19 protein-coding genes are annotated in these 22,116 nt (G+C 74.1%); 5 read left to right on the top strand and 14 right to left on the bottom strand.

Annotated elements, in window-relative coordinates; genetic code table 11:
• Positions 1 to 6: 6 nt before the first annotated feature.
• The 5 genes from BLW63_RS27345 to hisD all read right to left on the bottom strand — a co-directional run bounded on the left by BLW63_RS27345 (position 7) and on the right by hisD (position 3,457).
• On the bottom strand, positions 7 to 201 hold the full coding sequence (locus BLW63_RS27345) for a nucleotidyltransferase family protein (RefSeq protein ID WP_091155581.1): 195 nt from the start codon (positions 199 to 201) through the stop codon (positions 7 to 9).
• The gene (locus tag BLW63_RS27340) at positions 198 to 374 is read right to left on the bottom strand and encodes a hypothetical protein (RefSeq protein ID WP_211517084.1); all 177 of its coding nucleotides are present in this window, start codon (positions 372 to 374) and stop codon (positions 198 to 200) included. Before BLW63_RS27340 ends, BLW63_RS27345 begins: the two co-directional genes overlap by 4 nt.
• Positions 375 to 379: 5 nt before the next feature.
• On the bottom strand, positions 380 to 976 hold the full coding sequence (gene hisB, locus BLW63_RS11365) for an imidazoleglycerol-phosphate dehydratase HisB (RefSeq protein WP_091155576.1): 597 nt from the start codon (positions 974 to 976) through the stop codon (positions 380 to 382).
• A 76-nt stretch (positions 977 to 1,052) separates the two neighbouring features.
• Positions 1,053 to 2,156, bottom strand: coding sequence for a histidinol-phosphate transaminase (locus tag BLW63_RS11360; RefSeq protein ID WP_091155572.1), 1,104 nt, complete (start codon positions 2,154 to 2,156; stop codon positions 1,053 to 1,055).
• Positions 2,153 to 3,457 carry a histidinol dehydrogenase gene (gene hisD / locus BLW63_RS11355; RefSeq protein ID WP_091155570.1) on the bottom strand — a complete coding sequence of 435 codons (1,305 nt, stop codon included), beginning with the start codon at positions 3,455 to 3,457 and terminating at the stop codon, positions 2,153 to 2,155. Before hisD ends, BLW63_RS11360 begins: the two co-directional genes overlap by 4 nt.
• A 108-nt stretch (positions 3,458 to 3,565) precedes the next feature.
• On the opposite strand from hisD, the gene BLW63_RS11350 reads away from it, so the two are divergent.
• The 3 genes from BLW63_RS11350 to BLW63_RS11340 all read left to right on the top strand — a co-directional run bounded on the left by BLW63_RS11350 (position 3,566) and on the right by BLW63_RS11340 (position 6,057).
• Positions 3,566 to 4,363 (top strand): LON peptidase substrate-binding domain-containing protein, encoded by a 798-nt coding sequence (locus BLW63_RS11350; protein ID WP_091155567.1) that lies wholly within the window; start codon positions 3,566 to 3,568, stop codon positions 4,361 to 4,363.
• A 114-nt stretch (positions 4,364 to 4,477) separates the two neighbouring features.
• On the top strand, positions 4,478 to 4,885 hold the full coding sequence (locus BLW63_RS11345) for a YciI family protein (RefSeq protein ID WP_091155563.1): 408 nt from the start codon (positions 4,478 to 4,480) through the stop codon (positions 4,883 to 4,885).
• On the top strand, positions 4,882 to 6,057 hold the full coding sequence (locus BLW63_RS11340; protein ID WP_244522507.1) for an RNA polymerase sigma factor: 1,176 nt from the start codon (positions 4,882 to 4,884) through the stop codon (positions 6,055 to 6,057). The genes BLW63_RS11345 and BLW63_RS11340 overlap by 4 nt, the downstream gene beginning before the upstream one ends.
• A gap of 47 nt (positions 6,058 to 6,104) precedes the next feature.
• Here the strand turns inward: BLW63_RS11340 and BLW63_RS11335 are convergent, their stop codons facing one another.
• From BLW63_RS11335 to lspA, 6 genes are all read right to left on the bottom strand, one after another.
• Positions 6,105 to 6,761, bottom strand: coding sequence for a DUF2567 domain-containing protein (locus tag BLW63_RS11335; protein ID WP_170856734.1), 657 nt, complete (start codon positions 6,759 to 6,761; stop codon positions 6,105 to 6,107).
• A 238-nt stretch (positions 6,762 to 6,999) separates the two neighbouring features.
• Positions 7,000 to 10,548 carry a DNA polymerase III subunit alpha gene (gene dnaE / locus BLW63_RS11330; protein ID WP_244522506.1) on the bottom strand — a complete coding sequence of 1,183 codons (3,549 nt, stop codon included), beginning with the start codon at positions 10,546 to 10,548 and terminating at the stop codon, positions 7,000 to 7,002.
• Between the two features lie 261 nt (positions 10,549 to 10,809).
• Positions 10,810 to 11,232 carry a GNAT family N-acetyltransferase gene (locus BLW63_RS11325; protein WP_091155557.1) on the bottom strand — a complete coding sequence of 141 codons (423 nt, stop codon included), beginning with the start codon at positions 11,230 to 11,232 and terminating at the stop codon, positions 10,810 to 10,812.
• Positions 11,229 to 12,026, bottom strand: coding sequence for a CPBP family intramembrane glutamic endopeptidase (locus BLW63_RS11320; RefSeq protein ID WP_091155553.1), 798 nt, complete (start codon positions 12,024 to 12,026; stop codon positions 11,229 to 11,231). Before BLW63_RS11320 ends, BLW63_RS11325 begins: the two co-directional genes overlap by 4 nt.
• Before the next feature lie 31 nt (positions 12,027 to 12,057).
• The gene (locus BLW63_RS11315) at positions 12,058 to 13,017 is read right to left on the bottom strand and encodes an RluA family pseudouridine synthase (RefSeq protein ID WP_091155548.1); all 960 of its coding nucleotides are present in this window, start codon (positions 13,015 to 13,017) and stop codon (positions 12,058 to 12,060) included.
• A 120-nt stretch (positions 13,018 to 13,137) separates the two neighbouring features.
• Positions 13,138 to 13,884, bottom strand: a complete 747-nt coding sequence (gene lspA / locus BLW63_RS11310) for a signal peptidase II (RefSeq protein WP_244522505.1) — start codon at positions 13,882 to 13,884, stop codon at positions 13,138 to 13,140.
• Between the two features lie 102 nt (positions 13,885 to 13,986).
• On the opposite strand from lspA, the gene mqo reads away from it, so the two are divergent.
• The gene (gene mqo, locus BLW63_RS11305; RefSeq protein WP_091155545.1) at positions 13,987 to 15,480 is read left to right on the top strand and encodes a malate dehydrogenase (quinone); all 1,494 of its coding nucleotides are present in this window, start codon (positions 13,987 to 13,989) and stop codon (positions 15,478 to 15,480) included.
• Between the two features lie 28 nt (positions 15,481 to 15,508).
• On the opposite strand, the gene BLW63_RS11300 is transcribed toward mqo, so the two are convergent.
• Positions 15,509 to 17,020 (bottom strand): potassium/proton antiporter, encoded by a 1,512-nt coding sequence (locus BLW63_RS11300; protein WP_091155542.1) that lies wholly within the window; start codon positions 17,018 to 17,020, stop codon positions 15,509 to 15,511.
• 119 nt (positions 17,021 to 17,139) lie between these two features.
• On the opposite strand from BLW63_RS11300, the gene ileS reads away from it, so the two are divergent.
• Positions 17,140 to 20,319, top strand: a complete 3,180-nt coding sequence (gene ileS / locus BLW63_RS11295) for an isoleucine--tRNA ligase (RefSeq protein ID WP_091155538.1) — start codon at positions 17,140 to 17,142, stop codon at positions 20,317 to 20,319.
• A 58-nt stretch (positions 20,320 to 20,377) separates the two neighbouring features.
• On the opposite strand, the gene BLW63_RS11290 is transcribed toward ileS, so the two are convergent.
• Both BLW63_RS11290 and wag31 read right to left on the bottom strand, forming a co-directional pair.
• A complete protein-coding gene (locus BLW63_RS11290) occupies positions 20,378 to 21,196 on the bottom strand; it encodes a hypothetical protein (RefSeq protein WP_091155534.1) in 819 nt (272 codons plus the stop codon).
• 161 nt (positions 21,197 to 21,357) lie between these two features.
• Positions 21,358 to 22,086 carry a DivIVA-like cell division protein Wag31 gene (gene wag31 / locus BLW63_RS11285; RefSeq protein ID WP_091155532.1) on the bottom strand — a complete coding sequence of 243 codons (729 nt, stop codon included), beginning with the start codon at positions 22,084 to 22,086 and terminating at the stop codon, positions 21,358 to 21,360.
• Positions 22,087 to 22,116: the final 30 nt, after the last annotated feature.

The raw sequence follows: 22,116 nt of genomic DNA, 5'->3' as shown, positions 1-22,116 counted from the left end.
GGACCCTCACCGGTGCGGGATGCCGTCGTCCCAGGGCAGCACGGCCAGCTCCGGCCACACGCTGGTCCACCGCCGCGCCTTGGCCTCGTAGAGGTGTCGCGGCGCCGGGCTGTGCGGGTTGGGGCGCACGACCAGGGAGAACAGGCCGCCGTAGCCGTACGGGGCGTAGCCGCGGGGCCGGAACCGACTCTCGGCACTCACACCAGCCGGAGGACGCCCGACGCCGTGGCCAGCAGCGCGGCGACCAGCAGCACGACGGCGAAGGCGACCTGCGGGCCCGTACGCCCCTTCGTGTCGTGGTCGGCCCGCCAGATGCTCCACGCGCCGCCGAGCAGGAAGCCGCCGAGGACGATCAACAGGACCGCGAAGGTCATCCCTGTTACAGAGCGCCCTTCGTGGAGGGGACGTCGGTCACCCGCGGGTCGATCGCGACCGCGGCCCGCAGCGCCCGCGCCAGCGCCTTGAACTGCCCCTCGACGATGTGGTGGGCGTCCCGGCCGGCGTACAGCACGCGCACGTGCAGGCTGATCCGTGCGTTGAACGCGAAGGACTCGAGCACGTGCTTGGTGAGCGACGTCGGGTAGTCCGGCCCGATCATCGGCGTCATGTCCTCCGGCTCCGAGTGCACGAAGTACGGCCGACCCGAGAGGTCGACGGCGGCCTGCGCGAGCACCTCGTCCATCGGGATCGTCGCGTCGCCGTAGCGGGTGATGCCCTTCTTGTCCCCCAGCGCCTGCGCGAACGCCTGGCCGAGGGCGATGGCGACGTCCTCCACCGTGTGGTGGGCGTCGATGTGCAGGTCGCCGTCCGCCCGCACGGTGAGGTCGATGCCGCTGTGCTTGGACAGCGAGGTCAGCATGTGGTCGTAGAAGCCGACCCCGGTGCTGATCGAGCTCGTGCCGGTGCCGTCGAGGTCGAGCTCGACGACGAGCTTGGTCTCGCTGGTCTCGCGCTCGACGCGTGCGGTGCGGGTCATGAGGACGAGTCTCCCAGGTGCAGGCCGGCGACCACCTCACCCAGGGTGGTGCGAGACGTCTGCCAGCCGGCGCCCATCAGGCGGCACCCTGCTCGCGGACGACCTCGCCCAGCGCGGTGAGGAAGACATCGGTCTCCTCCGTGGTGCCGGCCGTCACGCGCAGCCAGCCGGGCAGCCCGACGTCGCGCACGAGGACGTCGTGCGCCAGCAGCGCCTTCCAGACCGCAGGGGCGTCGGCGAAGTGCCCGAAGAGGACGAAGTTGGCGTCGCTCGGGACGCTGGTCAGCCCCAGACCCGGCAGGGTGGCGACGATCCGGTCGCGCTCGGCCTTGACCGCGTCCACGGTCGCCAGCAGCGCGTCGGTGTGCGCCAGCGCCGTCCGCGCGGCCGCCTGGGTCAGCGACGACAGGTGGTACGGCAGCCGGACCAGCTGCAGCGCGTCGACGACGGCGGGGTCGGCGGCCAGGTAACCCAGCCGCAGACCGGCCATTCCGAACGCCTTGCTCATCGTGCGGCTCACCAGCAGCCGCGGGCGGCCGGGCAGCAGGGTGAGCGCCGAGCGGGTCCCGGTGCGCGCGAACTCGGTGTAGGCCTCGTCGACGACGACCACGCCGTCGGTGGCGTCGTAGACGGTGGTGATCGTCTCGAGCGCGACCGCGGTGCCGGTCGGGTTGTTCGGGCTGGTCACGAAGACGACGTCCGGGCGGACCTCGCGCACCTCCGCGGCGGCCTGCGCCGCGTCGATGGTGAAGTCCTCCCGGCGGTGCCCGTCGACCCAGGCGGTCCCGGTGCCCGCCGAGATGATCGGGTGCATGGAGTAGGACGGCGTGAAGCCCATAGCCGTCCGCCCCGCACCGCCGAACGCCTGCAGCACCTGCTGCAGCACCTCGTTCGAGCCGTTGGCCGCCCACACCTGCGCCGGCTCGACCGGCTCCCCGCTGGTGCGCGTCAGGTAGGCGGCGAGGTCACGGCGCAGCGCGAGCGCGTCCCGGTCGGGATAGCGGTTGAGCTCCAGCGCCGCGTGCCCGAGCGCCTCGCCGAGGTCGGCGAGCAGCTCGGGCGGCAACGGGTGCGGGTTCTCGTTGGTGTTGAGCCGGTGCTTGACCTGCAGCTGCGGGGCGCCGTAGGGCATGCGGCCGCGCAGCTCCGGCCGCAGCGGGAGCTCGTCGAGCGAGGTCATGCGCGCTGCCGGGCCCGGACGGCGGCGGCGTGCGCGGGCAGGTCCTCGGCGCCGGCCAGGGCGTCGATGTGCCCGGCGACGTCGGCGAGGGCCCGCTCGTCGTACTCGACGACGTGGATGCCGCGCAGGAACGACTGCACCGACAGGCCGCTGGAGTGCCGCGCGCACCCGCCGGTGGGCAGCACGTGGTTGGAGCCGGCGATGTAGTCGCCGAGGGAGACCGGCGACCAGGCGCCGACGAACACCGCCCCGGCGTTGCGCACCCGCATCGCCACCTCGCGGGCGTCCCGCGTCTGGATCTCCAGGTGCTCGGCGGCGTAGGCGTCGACCACCCGCAGGCCCGCGTCGACGTCGTCCACCAGCACGATGCCCGACTGGCTGCCCTCCAGGGCGGTGGTGATCCGGTCGGAGTGCTTGGTGGCGGCGACCTGGCCCGGCACCAGGTCGAGGACGGCGTCGGCCAGCCCCTCGCTGGTGGTCACCAGCACCGCGCCGGCCAGCGGGTCGTGCTCGGCCTGGCTGATCAGGTCGGCGGCGACGTGCACCGGGTCGGCGGTGTCGTCGGCGAGGATCGCCACCTCGGTGGGGCCCGCCTCGGAGTCGATGCCGATCAGGCCGCGCAGCAGCCGCTTGGCCGCCGTCACGTAGACGTTGCCCGGGCCGGTGACCATGTCGACCGGCTCGCACGAGCCCGCGCCGTACCCGAAGACGGCGATGGCCTGCGCCCCGCCGACGGCGTAGACCTCGCTGACGCCGAGCAGCGCGCACGCGGCGAGCACGCCGGGGTCGGGCAGGCCGCCGTGGTCGCGCTGCGGCGGCGAGGCGACCGCGATGGACGCCACCCCCGCGATCTGCGCGGGGACGACGTTCATCACGACGCTGGACAGCAGCGGCGCCAGCCCGCCGGGCACGTAGAGACCGACGCGGCGCACCGGCAGCCAGCGCTCGGTGACCGTGCCGCCGGGGACGACGTCGGTGGTGACGTCGGTGCGGCGCTGGTCGGCGTGCACCTTCCGGACGCGGGCGATGGCCTCCTCGAGGGCGGCGCGGACGGCGGGGTCGACGCCGGCGAGCGCGGCGTCGATCGCCTGCTGCGGGACGGCGAAGTCCGCCAGGTCGACGCCGTCGAGGCGGGCGGTGATCTCACGGACGGCCTGGGCGCCGCGGACCCGCACGTCCTCGCACAGCGGCCGCACCGTGGCGAGCACCGAGTCGATGTCGGTGGCGGCGCGAGGCAGCAGGCCGGCGAGCTCGCGCACCCCCGGCAGGGCGGATCCACGCAGGTCGATGCGGGTGAGCACGGGCGGACCTCCGGGGCGGGGACGGAACACCCCAGGGTAGCCGCCGGGGCGGGGCGGCCCGGCGTCCTGCCCGGGCCAGGGACCGGCGCACCCGTAGGCTCGCCTGCCGTGGACGTCATCCCGCTCTTCCCGCTGGGGACGCCGCTGTTCCCCGGGGTCGTCCTGCCGCTGCAGGTCTTCGAGCCGCGCTACCGGCGGCTGGTGCGCGACCTGCTGGAGCTGCCGGAGGGCGCTGCCCGGTCCTTCGGCGTGGTCGCCATCCGGCAGGGCTGGGAGGTCGAGCACGTCGCCCCGGCCGAGGCCCTCTACGACGTCGGCTGCACCGCCCGGCTGCAGACGGTGAGCCCGCAGTCCGACGGCGGGTTCCGCATCGTCGCGGTCGGCGCGGACCGGTTCCGCCTGCTCGACCTCATCGTCGGCGAGGACCCGCCCTACCTGCAGGCCGAGGTCGAGTGGCTGGCCGAGGAGGAGGCCGCCGAGGAGGCCGCCGGCGACCACGAGGGGCTGACCGCGCCCGGCGGGTGGCCCGCCGACCCGCAGCACGAGGACCTCGTGTCGGAGGTGGCACGCGGCTCGATGGGGGTGCTCGTCCGCGGGGTGGCCGACCTGTTCACCCGCTACGTCACCGCCGTGGCCACGCTGACCGGCGACGTCGACGGCGAGGAGGCCGAGATCGCCGACCTGCTCTCGTCGGTCTCCGGCGACCCGCGGGCGCTGTCCTACCTGGTGGCCTCGTCGGCGCTGCTGACCAGCGAGGACCGCCAGGAGCTGCTGGCCGAGTCCGCCACGCGCCGGCGACTGCGGACCGAGTCGCGGCTGCTGCGCCGCGAGCTGACCCTGCTGGAGACGGTCGGCGCGGTGCCCGCGCCGCTGCAGCGCTTCGTCGGCCCGCGCAGCGTCAACTAGGAGCCGGCTCCCCCAGCGTGGCCAGGAGGCGCCCGCGGGTGTCGAGAAAGCCACGGCCGCTCCGTCCCTGGGGTGAGGCGGCCAGGATGGGCCGCACCGCACGAGGGAGATCCGATGGCCAAGTACCTGCTGCTCAAGCATTACCGGGGCGCGCCCGCAGCGGTGAACGACGTCCCGATGGACCGGTGGACGCCCGCGGAGATCGACGCCCACGTGGCATACATGGAGGACTTCGCGACGCGGCTCGGGGAGTCGGGTGAGTACGTCGACGGACAGGCGCTGGCGCCCGATGGTGCGTGGGTCCGGTACGACGGCGAGGGGCGGCCGCCGGTCACCGACGGCCCGTTCCCGGAGACCAAGGACCTGATCGCCGGCTGGATGGTCGTCGACGTCGACTCCTGGGACCGCGCCGTCGCGCTGGCCGGGGAGCTGTCAGCGGCGCCGGGAGCCGGCGGGCGGCCGATCCACGAGTGGCTGGAGGTGCGGCCCTTCCTCGGCGTGCCGCCCACCGTCACCGAGTGACCGGACGGCGGCACGCGGGCACCGGCGTGGACGAGTCGAGGCTGCGGGAGCTGATCCCCGAGGTGATCGGCGTCCTCGTCCGGCGCGGAGCGGACTTCGCGTCGGCCGAGGACGCCGTCCAGGAGGCGCTGGTCGAGGCGCTCCGGACGTGGCCGGCGGACCCGCCGCGGGACCCCAGGGGGTGGCTGGTCACGGTGTCGTGGCGCCGGTACCTGGACCTGTACCGGTCCGAGCGCGCCCGCTCCGCCCGCGAGGTCGCCGTCGACCTGGAGCCGCCGCAGGGCCCGGTGTCCGCGGTCGACGACACCCTGCGGCTGTACTTCCTGTGCGCCCACCCGTCGCTGACGCCCGGCTCGGCGGTGGCGCTCACGCTGCGCGCCGTCGGCGGGCTCACCACCCGGCAGATCGCCGAGGCCTACCTCGTGCCGGAGTCCACGATCGCCCAGCGGATCAGCCGGGCCAAGCGGCGCATCGCGGACGTGCCGCTGGACCAGCCGGGCGACCTCGCCACGGTGCTGCGGGTGCTGTACCTGATCTACAACGAGGGCCACTCCGGCGAGGTCGACCTCGCCACCGAGGCGATCAGGGTGACCCGGCAGCTGGCGGCGGCCGTCGACGACCCCGAGGTCGCCGGCCTGCTCGCGCTGGTGCTGCTGCACCACGCACGCCGGGCCGCGCGCACCGACCCCGCCGGCCGGCTGGTCCCGCTCGCCGGGCAGGACCGGTCCCGGTGGGATCCCGCGCTGATCGCCGAGGGGGTGGCCGTCCTGCAGGCCGCCCTCGCCCGGGACCGGCTCGGCGAGTACCAGGCCCAGGCGGCGATCGCCGCCCTGCACGCCGACGCACGGCGGTTCGAGGAGACCGACTGGGTGCAGATCGTCGAGTGGTACGACGAGCTCGTGGCCCTCACCGGCTCGGAGGTGGCCCGGCTCAACCGCGCCGTGGCGGTCGGGGAGGCCGACGGCGCACCGGCAGGGCTGGCCGCGCTGGCCGAGGTCGACCCGGGTCTCCCCCGCCACACCGCCGCCTCGGCCTACCTCCACGAGAAGGCCGGACGGCTCGCGGACGCGGCCGACCTGTACGCCGCGGCGGCCCGGGCCGCGTCGAACACGGCCGAGCGCGACCACCTCACCCGCCGGGCCGCACGGCTCCGGCAGACCGCGTCCGGCTGAAGGGTCTCGCAGGGCCGGCGTCGCGACGGCCCTCAGAGCTCCCCGCGTCAGGAGCGGAGCGCGCCCTCGATGGCCGGGACGGCGGGCCGCGGGCCGCCGGCGAGCGGGACGTACCCCGCCGGGTCGGGCCGGTCGAGGTCCTCGGCGGCGGTGAGCAGGGTGGCCGCCACATAGCCCAGGACGGCGAGGAAGGGCGCCACCGCCAGCGCCGCCGGTGAGCCCAGCCTCAGCGGCGTGATCACCCGGGTGCCGACAGCGGCCAGCTCGGCCGGCGAGGGCCCGGCACCCAGCAACTCGCCGAGCTGCCAGGCGGCCAGCGAGGCCAGCACCGTGCCGACGGCGAGCGCGAGCACGGTCGCCACGCCGCGACGGCGGCGCAGCCGCCAGGCCACCAGTCCGGCGACCAGCCCGAGAGCGGCGAGCAGGAGGGTGAACACGCCGTCGTCGGCGATGGACAGCTCGGGCGAGGGCCGCCCGACGGGGACCGGGCCATCCGCGGTGACCTCGAAGGTCGCCCGCGGCGCCAGCACCCACCACAGCAGCCCGGCCGCGACCCCGGCCAGAGCGAGCACGCCGGTCAGCACCAGCGACGCGCGCAGGTCCGCGCGCAGCTCGGCGCGGCCGGACCACGGCGCTCCGGCGCCCCAGCGGGCGGGGCGGACCGGCGGCGGCCCGGCGGGAGCGGCTGCGGGTCTGGTGTCCACGACCCCAGTCAACCGCGCCCACCCGCCCGTCTCATCCCGGCGGCGGGGTGGCCGCTCAGCGCGCCGCCCCGGCCCGTCCCGCGTCGGCCCCGTCCAGAGGCTCACCGCGAGCCCGCGACGTACTGGAACGGCCACCCTCCGGCGGCCCGCCGGCCCCGTCCAGAAGCTCGTCCCGAGCCCCCGAGGGATGAGGACGGGGTCCTTCCACGAGGCGTGGGAGGAAGGGTGGCCCTCTCCTTCACAGCAGCGCGACGCTGGTCGGGCCCAGCAGCGCCTTGATGTCGCCCATGAGCGCCGTGCTGGGGCGTACCCGCAGGCCCTGGTCCAGCCGGAGCACAGTCTCCCGGCTGCCGTTGACCAGCTTCAGCTGCACCTCGGTCGTGCCCGGGTGGCTGCCCAGCACCTCGCGGAGCCGCTCGACGACCGGAGGGGTGCAGCGGGCCGCCGCCATCGAGACCAGGACCGGGCCGCGCGCCCCCTCGGTCAGCTCGGGGATGGTCACCTCGGAACCGAACAGCGAGGGCTGGTCGTCCCGGCGGCTGATCCGGCCCTTGACCACGACGATCTGGTCGCGGACGACCTTCTCGGACACCTCCGCCCAGGTCTTCGGGAAGAAGAGCACCTCGATGCCGGACTCGAGGTCCTCGAGGGTGGCGATCGCCCACGGGGCGCCCTGCTTGTTGGTGCGGGGGGCGACCGAGGTGAGGATCCCGGCGATGGTGACGTTGGCGCCGTCCTCGACGCCGCCGGCGTTGATCTCGACGATCGGCGTGTCCGCGTTGGCCGCGAGCACGTGCTCCACGCCGTGCAGGGGGTGGTCGGAGACGTAGAGGCCGAGCATGTCGCGCTCGAACACCAGGCGCTCGGACTTCGACCAGTCCGCCGTGGGGATCGCGATGTCCAGCGCCCCGCTGAACGGGTCGTCGCCGTCCTCGTCCCCGAAGCTGCCGAAGAGGTCGAACTGCCCCTCGGCCTCCTTGCGCTTGAGCGCCATGGCGGAGTCGACGGCCTGGGCGTGGACGGCGACGACGCCCTGCCGGGAGTGGCCCAGGGAGTCGAACGCCCCGGCCTTGGCCAGGGACTCGATGACCTTCTTGTTGCAGGCGACCGTGTCGATCTTGCGCATGAAGTCGGGGAAGTCCTTGAAGGCGCCCTTCTCCTCGCGGGCCCGACGGATCGAGTCGACGACGTTGTGCCCGACGTTGCGCACCGACGCGAGACCGAAGCGGATGTCGGTGCCGACGGCGGTGAAGTCCCAGGACGACTCGTTGACGTCCGGGGGGAGCACCTTGATGCCCATCCGCCGGCACTCGGCCAGGTAGATCGGCCGGCGGTCCTTGTCGTCACCGACGCTGGTGAGCAGCCCGGCCATGTACTCGGCCGGGTAGTTGGCCTTGAGGAACGCCGTCCAGTAGGACACCAGGCCGTAGGCGGCCGAGTGGGCCTTGTTGAACGCGTAGTCGGCGAACGGGACGAGGATGTCCCACAGCGTCTTGACCGCCGCACCGGAGTAGCCGCGCTCCTTCATGCCGGCCTCGAAGCCGACGAACTCGGCGTCCAGGACCGACTTCTTCTTCTTGCCCATCGCGCGGCGCAGCAGGTCGGCCTTGCCGAGCGAGTACCCGGCGACCTTCTGCGCGATCGCCATGACCTGCTCCTGGTACACGATCAGGCCGTAGGTCGTGCCGAGGATGTCCTCCAGCGGCTCGGCCAGCTCCGGGTGGATCGGCGTGATCTCCTGCTGGCCGTTCTTGCGCAGCGCGTAGTTGGTGTGCGAGTTCGCACCCATCGGACCAGGCCGGTAGAGGGCGCCGACGGCCGAGATGTCCTCGAAGTTGTCCGGCCGCATGAGCCGCAGCAGCGAGCGCATCGGGCCGCCGTCGAACTGGAAGACGCCGAGGGTGTCGCCGCGGGAGAGCAGCGCGTAGGTGGCCGGGTCGGTGAGGTCCTTGCTGATCTCGTCGAGGTCGATCGGCTCCTTGCCGTTCGCGACGATGTTGCGCAGCGTGTCGTCGATGACGGTGAGGTTGCGCAGGCCCAGGAAGTCCATCTTCAGCAGGCCGAGCGTCTCGCAGGTCGGGTAGTCGAACTGCGTGATGACGGCGCCGTCGGCCTCGCGCCGCATGATCGGGATGCTGTCGATCAACGGGTAGCGGCCGATGATGACGCCGGCGGCGTGCACGCCCCACTGGCGCTTCAGCCCCTCGAGCTTGCGGGCCTGGTCGACGACCTCGGCCGCGCCGGGGTCGGACTCGTAGCGGGCGCGGAACTCCGCGGCCTCCTTGTAGCGGGGGTGGGCCGGGTCGAAGATTCCCGACAGCGGGATGTCCTTGCCCATCACCGCGGGCGGCATCAGCTTGGTCAGCTCGTCGCCGACCGAGAACGGCCGGTCGAGCACGCGGGCGGCGTCCTTGATCGCGGCCTTGGCCTTGATGGTGCCGTAGGTGACGATCTGGCTGACCCGCTCCTCGCCGTACTTCTGCGAGACGTACTGGATGACCTCACCGCGGCGGCGGTCGTCGAAGTCGATGTCGACGTCGGGCATCGAGACGCGCTCGGGGTTGAGGAACCGCTCGAAGATCAGCCCGTGCGCCAGCGGGTCGAGGTCGGTGATGCCCATGGCGTAGGCGGCCAGCGAGCCCGCGGCCGAGCCACGGCCCGGTCCGACGCGGATGCCGTTGTCCTTGGCCCAGTTGATGAAGTCGGCGACCACGAGGAAGTACCCCGGGAAGCCCATCTGCGTGATGATCCCGACCTCGTAGTCGGCCTGCTTGCGCACGTGGTCGGGGATGCCGCCCGGCCAGCGCTTGTGCAGCCCCCGCTCGACCTCCTTGACGAACCAGGAGGTCTCGTCCTCCCCCGGCGGCAGCGGGAACCGGGGCATCAGGTCCGCGCCCTCGGTGAACTCCACCTCGCACTGCTCGGCCACCAGCAGCGTGTTGTCGCAGGCCTCGGGCAACTCGCTGAACAGCGCACGCATCTCCGCGGCGCTCTTCAGGTAGTAGCCGTCGCCGTTGAACTTGAAGCGGTTGGTCTCGTTGAGCCGCGACCCGGTCTGGATGCACAGCAGCGCGTCGTGCGCCTCGGCGTCCTCGCGGTGGGTGTAGTGCAGGTCGTTGGTGCCCAGCAGCGGGATGCCGAGCTCCTTCGCGATCTCCAGCAGCGCCGGGCGGGTCTTCTTCTCGATGGCCAGCCCGTGGTCCATCACCTCGGCGTAGAAGTTCTCCTTGCCGAAGATGTCCTGGAAGTCGGCGGCGGCCTGCCGGGCCTTGTCGTGCTTGCCGGCCCGCAGCCACATGTTCACCTCGCCCGACGGGCAGCCGGTGGTGGCGATGAGCCCCGTGCCGTACCGCTCGAGCAGGTCGCGGTCGAAGCGCGGCTTGCGGTACTGGCCCTCCAGGCTGGCCATCGAGGAGATGCGGAAGAGGTTGTGCATCCCCTCGGTGGTGCGCGCCAGCAACGTCATGTGCGTGTAGGCGGCCTTGCCGCGCGAGGAGCCGCCCTCGCCGTCCTCGTCGATGAGGTTGTCGCCGAAGTCGAACGGCGCGCGGTCGAAGCGCGAGCCGGGCGTGTAGTAGCCCTCCATGCCGATGATCGGCTTCACGCCGGCGGCCTTGGCCTGCTTGTAGAAGTCGTAGGCGCCGAAGACGTTGCCGTGGTCGGTCATCGCCAGCGCCGGCATCCCCTGCTCGGCGGCGGCCCTGGTGACCTCGGGCAGCTTCGCCGCCCCGTCGAGCATCGAGTACTCGGTGTGTACGTGCAGGTGCACGAACGAGTCGTTGCTCACGGTGCTGCGGCGCTCCTCACGGGTCGTGCTGGCCCAGCCGTCGGGTGCTCCGGCGGGCGACCGGCGGGGAAGACCGGGTGGTGCGGTGCGAGTCGCGGAGGACGTCGGACGCGGGCCCGGGCCGGTGCCCCCGATCCTCGCACTGGAAACTGTCTACGCCGAGGGTCTGACAGGACGTGTCTCGGCGGGCCGGGACGGCTCCGGGAAGGACCCCCTGCCCCCACCCTCGCAGGCTCGCGGCGGGCCCCTGCAGGGGGCCGCTCACAATCGCTTGCGCATGGTGAGGTGCGAGATGCCGGCCTCCTCGTACACGTCCCCGACCGCGGTGTAGCCGGCCCGCTCGTAGAAGCCCCGGGCGGTGAGCTGCGCGTGCAGCTCCACCTCGGCCAGGCCCAGCGCGGCGGCCTGCCGCTGCAACTCGGCGAGGACGGCGGCGCCGTACCCGTGCCCGCGCGCCGCGGCGTCGACCGCCATCCGGCCGATGACCGCCCGGCCGTCGCGGACCAGCAGCCGCCCGGTGGCCACCACGCGGCCCTCGTCGTCCTCGGCCAGGGCGTGCACGGCGGTGGCGTCGTGCACGTCCTGCTCCATCTCGGCGGGCACGCCCTGCTCCTCGACGAAGACGCGGGTGCGCAGCGCCGCCACCACCGGCCAGTCCGCGGCCGTGGCGAGCCGGGCGTTCACGCGGGCCGCCGGGCGACGTCGGGGATCGCCGAGGTCGGCACCAGCAGGAAGCGCAGGTCGACCAGCGCGTGCAGGACGACGGGCAGCAGCAGCGACCCGGTGCCGAGGTACAGCCCGGCCATGACCCCGCCGAGGACGCCGGTGCTCACGATGCCCGCGAGCCCCTGGTAGGCGTGCGCCAGCCCGAACGTCAGCGCACCGATCGCGACCAGCGCCGGCTCCGGCAGCCCGCCCCCGCCGACCGCGGCGACGACGGCGAGCAGGAAGCCGCGGTAGAGCCACTCCTCGCAGACGCCGGCGGTGACCCCCACCAGCGTGAACAGCCGCCGCTCCGCCGTCGTCCGCGGCAGCAGCGCCAGCGTGGCGTGCACGGCGGGCTCGGCGTGCCGCCCCTCCCCCGGCCGGCGCAGCTCGGCCGCCACCTGCGCCAGGGCGCCCGAGCGCAGCGCGCGGGTGGAGACGACGACGAAGCCGAGGACCAGCACGGTGGCCGCGACGGCGACCGGCCCGGGCCAGGCCTGCGGCCAGCGCAGGCCCACGGCCGCGGCGTCCACCCCGGGCGCGGACAGCCACACGACCAGGGCCAGCAGCGCGAGTCCCCACTCGAGCACCAGCAGCCGGGCGTAGAAGGACCGCCGGGCGCCCGCGTCGGTGCGCAGCCGGCCCTCGAAGCGCCGGTGCAGCACGTGCCCGACCACCGGCTCGCCGACCACCAGGTAGCCGGCGACGACGACCGCGGACAGCGCGGCCGGGCCGAGGTCGGCGAGCGAGTCGGGCAGGCCGACCGCGGTCACGGCCGGGCTCGCGGGCTCGCTGGCACCGGCGTCAGGACTCGGCGCGCAGGATGTCGAGCGCGCCGGCCAGGTCGGGCGGGAAGGGGCTGGTGAACTTCGTCCAGGAGCCGTCGGCCGGGTGCGGGATGCCCAGCCGGGCGGCGTGCAGCCACTGCCGGGAGACGCCGAGCCGGGCGGCCAGCGTCGGGTCGGCGCCGTACGTGGTGTCGCCGACGCAGGGGTGGCGCAGCGCGGAGAAGTGCACCCGGATCTGGTGGGTGCGGCCGGTCTCCAGCCGGATGTCGACCAGGCTGGCGGCCGGGAAGGCCTCGACCACCTCGTAGTGGGTCACCGACGGGCGACCACCCTGGACGACGGCGAACCTCCAGTCGTGTTTCGGGTGCCGGTCGATGGGCGCGTCGATCGTGCCGCGGGAGGGGTCCGGGTGGCCCTGGACGAGGGCGGCGTAGCCCTTCTCGACGGTGCGCTGCTTGAACGCCGCCTTGAGCGCGGTGTAAGCCCGCTCGCTCTTGGCCACCACCATCAGCCCCGTCGTCCCGGCGTCGAGCCGGTGGACGACGCCCTGCCGCTCGGCCGCGCCGGACGTGGCGATGCGGTACCCCGCGGCGGCCAGCCCGCCGACCACGGTGGGTCCCTCCCAGCCGGGGCTGGGGTGCGCGGCGACGCCGACGGGCTTGTCGACCACGACGATGTCGTCGTCGTCGTGGACGACGGTCAGGCCCGGGACCGGCTCGGGCGGGAGGAGCCGGGATGGGTGGGCATGTGATGGCGGGGGCAGCTCGACCTCCAGCCAGCTGCCGCCGCTCACCCGGTCGCCCTTGCCGCGGACCCGCCCGTCGAGGACGACCCGGCCCTCGTCGGCGAGGTCGGCGGCCGCACCGCGGGAGAGGCCGAAGAGCCGGGACAGCGCCTGGTCGACGCGCTGCCCCTCGAGCCCGTCGGGCACCGGGAGTGCACGGTGCTGGCCGGCGGGGGTGCTCACGGCGTCCATTCTGACCGTCGCGGCGACACGGCCCGCGCAGCACCGCCCGGGCGTGGTGAGGTGCTGGAACGGCCCCGCGTCAAGGGCCCGTCCCGAGCGTGCGAGGGATGGGGGACGCGGCGTCCTCCTTCAGTCGCGCGCCGGGGCGTCGCCCCCGGCGCGGCCGCCGGTGCTGCGGGTGCCGTCGAACTCGATGCCGCGCAGCGCGAGGACCACGCCCAGCAGGCCCCCGCAGACGATGGCGGAGTCGGCGATGTTGAAGACCGGGTAGAACTCGCCGTCCGGCGCGAACACCGAGATGAAGTCGACGACGCCACCGCGCAGGAAGCCCGGCTCGCGGAAGACCCGGTCGACGAGGTTGCCCACCGCGCCGCCGAGCACCAGGCCGAGCGCGACGGCCCAGCCGGTGGAGAACAGCCGCCGTGCCGTGCGCACGATGACCACCGCGACCACGACGGCGATGAGCGTGAAGACCACGGTGAAGCCCTCGGCGAAGGAGAACGCCGCGCCGGTGTTGCGGGTGTGCGTCAGGTACAGCGCCCCGCCGAGCAGCCGGATGTCGGCCCCGCGCCCGATCGTGGCGACGACGAGCAGCTTGGTGCCCAGGTCCAGGGCCAGCACCGCCAGCGCGAGCAGGAGGAGCAGCCGGGTGCGGGGACGCCGTCCGGGCGCGCCGGACGACGCGACGGCGCCGTCCTGGGGATCGCGCGGTCCGTCCGGGGCGTCGCTCGGTCTGGGCAGCAGGGCTCCTCGGTCGATGGCCTGGCGGGGGCCGGCGCCGGCCGGTGGGGCCGTCCCGACCGACCATAGCGGCGCGCGTCGAGCGCCCCGGCCGCCCATCGCGCCGGACCGCACCTCGGCTCCGGTGTGATCCATCTCATCGCGGTGTGCGGGGCATCCCACCACGGGGAGTGACATGTTCGTAGGTCCGCTGGTCGATGTCGGAGAAGCACCCTCTCCCTGAGCCGGAAGGCCGTCGTGTCCACCGATCTCGCCCCCGCCACCGACCCCGACGTAGTCCTCGTGGGCGGTGGCGTCATGAGCGCGACCCTGGCGTCGCTGCTCGGTGTCGTCGCCCCGGACTGGAGCGTCACCGTCTTCGAGTCCGGGCCCGCGGTGGCCGGCGAGAGCTCCGGCCCGTGGAACAACGCGGGGACCGGCCACGCGGCGCTGTGCGAGCTCAACTACACGCCGGCCGCCGGGGACGGGTCGGTCGACGTCACCAAGGCCGTGACGATCAACGAGCAGTTCCAGGTGTCGCGGCAGTTCTGGTCGCACCTGGTCCGCGCGGGGCTGACCGGCTCACCCAAGGACTTCATCACCCCGGTGCCGCACGTCAGCTTCGTGACCGGCGAGGCCGGCCGCACCTACATGCGCACCCGCCACCGGGCGATGTCCGCGCAGCCGGTGTTCGAGGGCCTGGAGTACACCGACGACGCCGCCGTCATGGCCCGGTGGCTGCCGCTGGTGATGGCCGGGCGCCCCGCCGACCAGGTGGTGGCCGCGACCCGGTCGGCCGCGGGCACCGACGTCGACTTCGGGTCGCTGACCCGGCTGCTGTTCGACGCGGCCGAGGAGCGGGGCGTGCACGTGCACGTCAACCAGCGGGTCACCGACCTCGAGCGGCGGGACGACGGTCGCTGGACCGTGACCGTGCGCGACACCGCGAGCGGCGAGGAGCGCACCGTCCGCACCCGGTTCCTGTTCGTCGGGGCCGGCGGTGGCGCGCTGCCGCTGCTGCAGAAGGCCGCCATCCCCGAGATCCGCGGCTTCGGCGGCTTCCCGGTCAGCGGCATGTTCCTGCGCACCGGCTCCCCCGAGCTGGTCTCCGCGCACCAGGCCAAGGTCTACGGCCAGGCCGCCGTCGGCGCCCCGCCGATGTCGGTGCCGCACCTGGACCTGCGGCTCATCGACGGCGACCACTCGCTGCTGTTCGGGCCCTACGCCGGCTTCTCCCCGAGGTTCCTCAAGGCCGGGTCGGTCTTCGACCTGCCGCTGAGCGTCAAGCCGGACAACTTCGGCTCGATGCTCGGCGTCGCCCGCGCCGAGCTGGCGCTGACCCGCTACCTGATCGGTGAGCTGCTCCAGTCGCGCAGCGCCCGGCACACGACCCTCACCGCGTTCGTGCCGCTGGCCGAGCAGCAGGACTGGGACATGGTCACCGCCGGTCAGCGGGTGCAGGTCATCAAGCGCGACCGGGCGACCGGCCGCGGCGTCCTGCAGTTCGGCACCGAGCTCGTCGTCGGCGGCGAGGGGACGATCGCCGGCCTGCTCGGCGCCTCCCCCGGCGCCTCGACCGCCGTCTCGGCGATGCTCACCGTGCTGGAGCGCTGCTTCCCGGACCGGATCGCCGCCTGGCGCCCGAGGCTGCAGGAGGTCATCCCCTCCTACGGCCACCGGCTCAACGAGGACCGGGCGCTGCTGGCCGAGGTCCGCGCCGACACGATGCAGACCCTGGAGCTCAACGGCTGAGTGATCGGTCGTACCGGCCGACGGTGACTCAGTCCACTTGGGTGGCGGCGCCGGTCTCGCCGCGCCAGCTGGCCAGCCGGCCGGCCCGGCTGACCGCGCGCAGCCGCCGCTCGGCCTCCGCCCGCGACCCGCGCGCGGACACCAGCAGGGCCTGGTCGCCGCGCATGAGGCGGGTCGTGGGGCCCGGCACGAACGACCGGCCGTCCCGCACGATGAGGACCACCGCCGCGTCCTCGGGCAGCCGCAGCTCCGGCAGGTAGACACCGTGCAGCCGGGACCCCTCCGGGACGGTCAGCTGCATCAGCTCGGCGTCCAACTCCTCCAGCGGCGCGGACTCGACCTGCACGTCGCGGGGCGTGACAGGGGTGGCGATCCGCAGCCGCCGCGCGAGCCACGGCAGCGACCACCCCTGGACGATCGTGAAGACGACGACCAGCACGAACACCGTGTCGAACACGGTCGCCGCCCCCGGGACCTGCTCGGTCAACGGGATGATGGCCGCGACGATCGGCACCGCCCCGCGCAGGCCCGCCCAGGAGATGAACACCTGCTGCGCCCACGGGAAGCGGAACCACACCAGGCTGGCCACCACCGACAGCGGCCGGGCGAGCAGCAGCAGCGCGCCACCCACCACGAGCGCCGGCCCCACGGCGTCGGACAGCCGGCCCGGCGACACGAGCAGACCCAGCAGGACGAACAGGCCGATCTGCGACAGCGAGGCCATGCCCTCGGCGAACCCGATGCTCGCCGCCCGGTGCGGCAGCGCGGCGTTGCCGAGCACCAGGCCGCAGAGGTAGACCGCGACGAAGCCCGAGGTGTGCGCGAGCGTCGCCGACGAGTACGCGAGCACGCAGAGCGCGAGGGTCGCCAGGGGGTAGAAGCCGGCCACGGGGAGCGCCACCCGGCGCAGCAGCGCGGCGCCCCCGAAGCCGATGCCGACCCCGATGACGGCGCCCCCGGCGAGCTCGGCGGCCACCACCAGGCCGATCAGCCACCACGGTTGCGTCGCCTCCCCGGTGAGCACCTCGGCCAGCGCGGTCACGAGCAGGATGACCGGGGCGTCGTTGAGGCCGCTCTCGGCCTCCAGGGAGGCGGCCAGCCGCCGCGGGAGGGGCAGTCGCCGCAGGGTCGCGAAGACGGCGGCGGCGTCGGTGGAACTGATGACCGCGGCCAGCAGGAGCGCGAAGCCCCAGTCGTAGCCGAGGACCAGGACGCCGACGGCCCCGGTCACCACCACGCTGACCACGACGCCGACGGTGGACAGCGCGACCCCGGGCCCGATCGCCCGACGCACGTCGCCCCACCGGGTCGTGAGGCCGCCCTCCGCCAGGATGACGACGAGGGCGGCGTACGCCAGCGTGTGGGTGAGGCGGTAGTCCTCGAACTGGACGCCGAGTCCGCTCTCGCCGAGGGCGATCCCGAGCGCGAGGTACAGCAGCAGGCTGGGCAGACCCAGGCGATCGGCCAGGCGGAGCGCCACGGCCGCCACGAGGACGACGACCGCGCCCGCGGCGAGCGCGACGGTGACCGTCGTGTTCACCGCGCGCCCCTGCCCACCTCCGCAGTCTCCCGTACCCCGAGGCCAGCACCGCCGTGCGACCCGGGGGTGCACCGGCGGCGGCCCCCGAACCGGGTCGCGCGGGGTGGGAGAATCGGCCCGTGAGCTCACCCGGCCCCTTCCGCGCGCTGCCCCCTCAGGTCGACCTGCCCGCCCTGGAGCAGGAGGTCCTGGGCCGCTGGGAGGCCGACAAGGTCTTCGCCCGCACGCTCGAGGCCTCTGCCGGCCGGCCGCAGTGGAACTTCTACGAGGGCCCGCCGACCGCCAACGGCCGCCCGGGCACGCACCACATCGAGGCGCGCGCGTTCAAGGACGTCTTCCCCCGGTTCAAGACCATGCGGGGCTGGCACGTGCCCCGCCGCGCCGGCTGGGACTGCCACGGCCTGCCCGTGGAGATCGCCGTCGAGCAGGAGCTCGCTTTCGCCGGCAAGCCCGACATCGAGCGCTACGGCATCGCCGAGTTCAACGCCCGCTGCCGCGAGTCGGTCATGCGGCACGTCGACGCCTTCAGCGACCTGACCCGCCGGATGGGCTACTGGGTCGACATGTCCACGGCCTACTGGACGATGGACCCGGCCTACATCGAGAGCGTCTGGTGGTCGCTCAAGCAGGTGCACGGCAAGGGCCTGCTCGTCGAGGACCACCGGGTCGCGCCCTACTGCCCGCGCTGCGGCACCGGCCTGTCCGACCACGAGGTCGCCCAGGGCTACGAGTCGATCACCGACCCCTCGGTCTACGTGCGGCTGCCGGTCACCGACGGCGAGTGGGCCGGCAGGGCCGACCTGCTCGTCTGGACGACGACGCCGTGGACGCTGCCCAGCAACACCGCGGTCGCGGTCAACCCCGACGTCACCTACCTCGTGGCCCGGCGCGGCGCGGACACGCTGGTGGTCGCCGAGCCCCTGCTCGCCTCGGTGTTCGGCGACACCGACGACGTCGAGGTGCTGGCCCGCACCACCGGCCGCGACTGGGAGCGGACGCACTACCGCCGTCCCTTCGACCTGGTGGGGTTCCCCGAGGGCCCCGACGGTCGGCCGGTCGACGCGCACTTCGTCGTCCTGGCCGACTACGTGACCACCGACGACGGCACCGGGCTGGTGCACCAGTCCCCCGCGTTCGGCGCCGACGACCTCGTCGTCTGCCGGGGCTACGGGCTGCCGGTGGTGAACCCGATCGACGCGACCGGGCACTTCCTGGCCGACGTCCCCCTGGTGGGCGGGCACTTCTTCAAGGCCGCCGACCCCGCCCTCGTCGAGGACCTGCAGGCCCGTGGCGTGCTGTGGCGCGAGCAGCGGTACGAGCACAGCTACCCGCACTGCTGGCGCTGCCACACGCCGCTCATGTACTACGCGCAGCCGTCCTGGTACATCCGCACCTCGGCGGTGAAGGACCAGCTGCTCGCCGAGAACGAGAAGACGCACTGGCACCCCGAGCACATCCAGTGGGGCCGCTACGGCGACTGGCTGCGCAACAACGTCGACTGGGCGCTGTCGCGCGACCGGTACTGGGGGACGCCGCTGCCGGTCTGGCGCAACGACGCGGATCCGTCACAGATGGTCGTGGTCGGCTCGCTGGCGGAGCTGTCGCAGCTGACCGGCCGCGACCTGTCCGACCTGGACCCCCACCGGCCGTTCATCGACGAGGTGACCTTCACGCGGCCCGGCGAGGAGGGCACCTACCGGCGGGTGCCGCAGGTCATCGACGCCTGGTACGACTCCGGCTCGATGCCGTTCGCCCAGTGGGGCGCGCCGTACCGCAACCGGGCGGAGTTCGAGGCGGCCTACCCGGCGCAGTTCATCTGCGAGGCGATCGACCAGACCCGCGGCTGGTTCTACTCGCTGATGGCCGTCGGCACGCTGGTGTTCGAGGAGAACTCGTACGAGAACGTGCTGTGCCTGGGCCACATCCTGGCCGAGGACGGCCGGAAAATGAGCAAGCACCTGGGCAACATCCTGGAGCCGATCCCGCTGATGGACCGGCACGGCGCCGACGCCGTCCGCTGGTTCATGCTGGCCGGCGGCTCGCCGTGGTCCGCCCGCCGGGTCGGGCACGAGACGCTGTCCGAGGTGGTCCGCAAGGTGCTGCTCACCTACTGGAACACCGCCAGCTTCTTCACGCTGTACGCCGAGACCAACGGCTGGGACCCGACCGCGAGTCCCGCCCCGGCGCCGGCCGAGCGGCCGCTGCTGGACCGCTGGGCGCTGGCCACCCTGGCGCAGGTCACCGAGGGCGTCACCGCGGCCATGGAGGACTTCGACACGCAGGGCGCCGGCCGGCTGATCGCGCAGTTCGTCGACGACCTGTCCAACTGGTACGTGCGCCGGTCGCGGCGCCGCTTCTGGGACGGCGACCCGGCGGCGCTGGCCACGCTGCACGAGGTGCTCGACGTGCTGACCCGGCTGATGGCGCCATTCACCCCGTTCGTCACCGAGGAGGTCTGGTCCCGCGCAGTTACCCCTGGTCTGGCGGATGCCGTCGACAGCGTGCACCTGGCCTCCTGGCCGGCGGTCGACGAATACGCCCGGGACGCCGCGCTGGTCGAGCAGGTGGCGCTGGTACGCCGGCTGGTCGAGCTGGGCCGCTCGGCGCGCACGTCGGCCAGGGTGCGCACCCGCCAGCCGCTGGCGCGCGCGGTCGTGGCGGCGCCGGGCTGGGCGGACCTGCCCCGCGACCTGGTCGCCGAGGTGGCCGACGAGCTCAACGTGCAGGAGCTCGCCGACCTGTCCTCCGTCGGCGGCGACCTGGTCGACGTCAGCGTCAAGGTCGACTTCCGCGCGGTCGGCCGTCGGCTCGGCGGGCAGGTGCAGGCGGTGGCCAGGGCGGTCGCCGCCGCCGACGCGCCGGCCCTGGTGGCCGCCTACCGCGCCGGGACGGCGTCGATCGATGTCGACGGGGCGGCCGTGCCGCTGCAGGAGGGCGACCTGGTCGTCACCGAGACCCCGCGCGAGGGCTGGACCGTGGCCAGCGGCGGCGGGCTGACCGTCGCGCTGGACCTGGCGCTGACCCCGGAGCTCGAGCGGGCCGGTTTGGTCCGCGAGGCCGTGCGACTCGTGCAGGAGGCCCGCAAGAACGGCGGGCTGGCCGTCAGCGACCGCATCGAGCTGTGGTGGACCGCGGACGGGGCCGGGGGGGAGCAGATGGCGCAGGCGCTCACCGAGCACGGCGAGCAGGTGGCCGACGAGGTGCTCGCCGTCCGGGTGCACGCGCAGCAGCCCGGGGACGGCGAGGGCGTCGAGGGCCCGGCCGGCTCGCGGTTCTGGGTGGCCCGCGCGGGCGGGTGAGCGGGCGGTCCTCGGGACGGGGCCGCTCCGGGACCGAGACGCCCAGGAGGGTCCTCCTTCAGTTGCCGCGCGCGGCCTGGCGGCGGGAGCGCTCGGTGTCGGCGAGGTGCCGCACGGGGCGACAGGTGGCGCACGGCGTGAAGCCGTCGGCGCGGGCCTCGACCATCGGCAGGCCGATGCCCTCCTGGCCCTCGAGGTACGGGCAACCGGGCAGGTGGTAGCGCGGGTGCTCGTCGACGACGAGCACCTCGTCGGCCAGGTCGACGACGAGCAGCAGGTCGGTGACCTCGACGTCCTCCTCGCCGGGCTCCCCCGTCGCCGGGTCGGCCAGGACCTCGCGGGGCTCGTGGGCGCCGCGACGGCCCGGCGTGTCCTCCCCGGGGCGGCCGTTGCCCGCAGCCGACCCCAGCGGCACGGCGGGCGCCGGCTCGGCGGCGGGGAGCGGCTCCTCGGCGGGTGCGGCGGCGGGCTCGTCGGGGCGCGACGCCACGGGAGCCGGCTCCGAGTCCGGTTCCGGCTGCGGCTGCGCTGCGGGCCCGGTCCCGCGGACGGCCGTCGCGCCGGCCGGCTCGCGCGGCGGTCCCGGCGTCCGGGGCGCCGCGGTCTCCGGTCCGGGCACCGTTGCCGGTGGCGGCGCCGTGCGGCCCGCGCCGGGCGCCCGGCTGCCCGCCGGGTGCGCCCGAACCCCGGCCCCCGAGGTCCTGCGGTCGGAGTCGCCGGCCTCACGCCTCATCCGCAGCCGGGCCACGACCAGCACCACGGCGGCCACCCCGCACGCCGCCACGCAGGCCCAGTAGAGGCCCGTCGTGCCAGTGACGACCCCGCCGACGAACGAGCCGAGGCCCAGGAGGACCAGCAGCCCTGCAGCCAAGATCACCCGCTGACTGTAACCGGGGCCACGGCCGCCTCACCGCTCCCGGGAAGGGCACAGGGCCCCCGGACGGTGTCCGGGGGCCTCTCCGTGAGGTGCTGGAACGGCCGCCCTCCAGGGGCCCCCCGCCTGAGCCTGCGAGGCGTGGGGAGGAGGGTGGTCCTTCTTCAGGCGCTGGCGTGCTGGTTCTGCCGGCTGTTGGACGCCGGCTCGGCCGAGCCGCGGCTGTCCAGGTCGCGCAGGTGCGACTCGAGGTAGGAGCGCAGCCGGGTGCGGTACTCCCGCTCGAAGGTGCGCAGCTCCTCGATCTTGCGCTCCAGGCTGCTGCGCTTCTCCTCGAGCGAGCCCATGACCTCGTTGTGGCGGCGCTCGGCGTCCTGGTCGAGGGCGGCGGCCTTGGCGCGGGCCTCGCGCTCCATCGTGTCGGCGCGGGTACGGGCGTCGCCGATCATCGAGTCGGCGCGCATCTTGGCCTCGCTGACCATCTGCTCGCTCTTGGCCCGCGCCTCGCTGACCGTCCGCTCGCTGTTGGTCTTGGCCGCGACGACCATCTGGTCGGCCTGGGCCTTGGCCTCGTTGACGTACTTGTCGGCGGTCTCGGTGGCCAGGGCCAGCATCCGCGACGCGCGGGCGCTGTCGTCCTCGCGCACGGGCGCCGGCGGGGGCGGCGGGGCGGCGACGACGGGCGCCGGGGTCGGCTCGGGCACGTCGGCCGCGCGGGGGGTGCGGCCGGTCGCCGATCCGGAACGCAGCTCGTTGTTCTCCTCGATCAGCCGGGCCAGCTCCGCCTCCACCACGTCGAGGAAGGCGTCCACCTCGTCCTCGTCGTAGCCGCGCTTGCCGATCGGGGGCTTCTTGAAGACGACGTTGTGCACGTCGGCAGGCGTGAGTGGCATCGACTTCACCTCGGGTCGGACAACGGGAAC

Origin of the sequence: Geodermatophilus africanus (genome assembly GCF_900107105.1) — a bacterium.
Lineage (GTDB): Bacteria > Actinomycetota > Actinomycetes > Mycobacteriales > Geodermatophilaceae > Geodermatophilus > Geodermatophilus africanus.
Note: the sequence above shows the minus strand (reverse complement) of the source record. Positions and strands in the feature narration are given on the sequence as shown.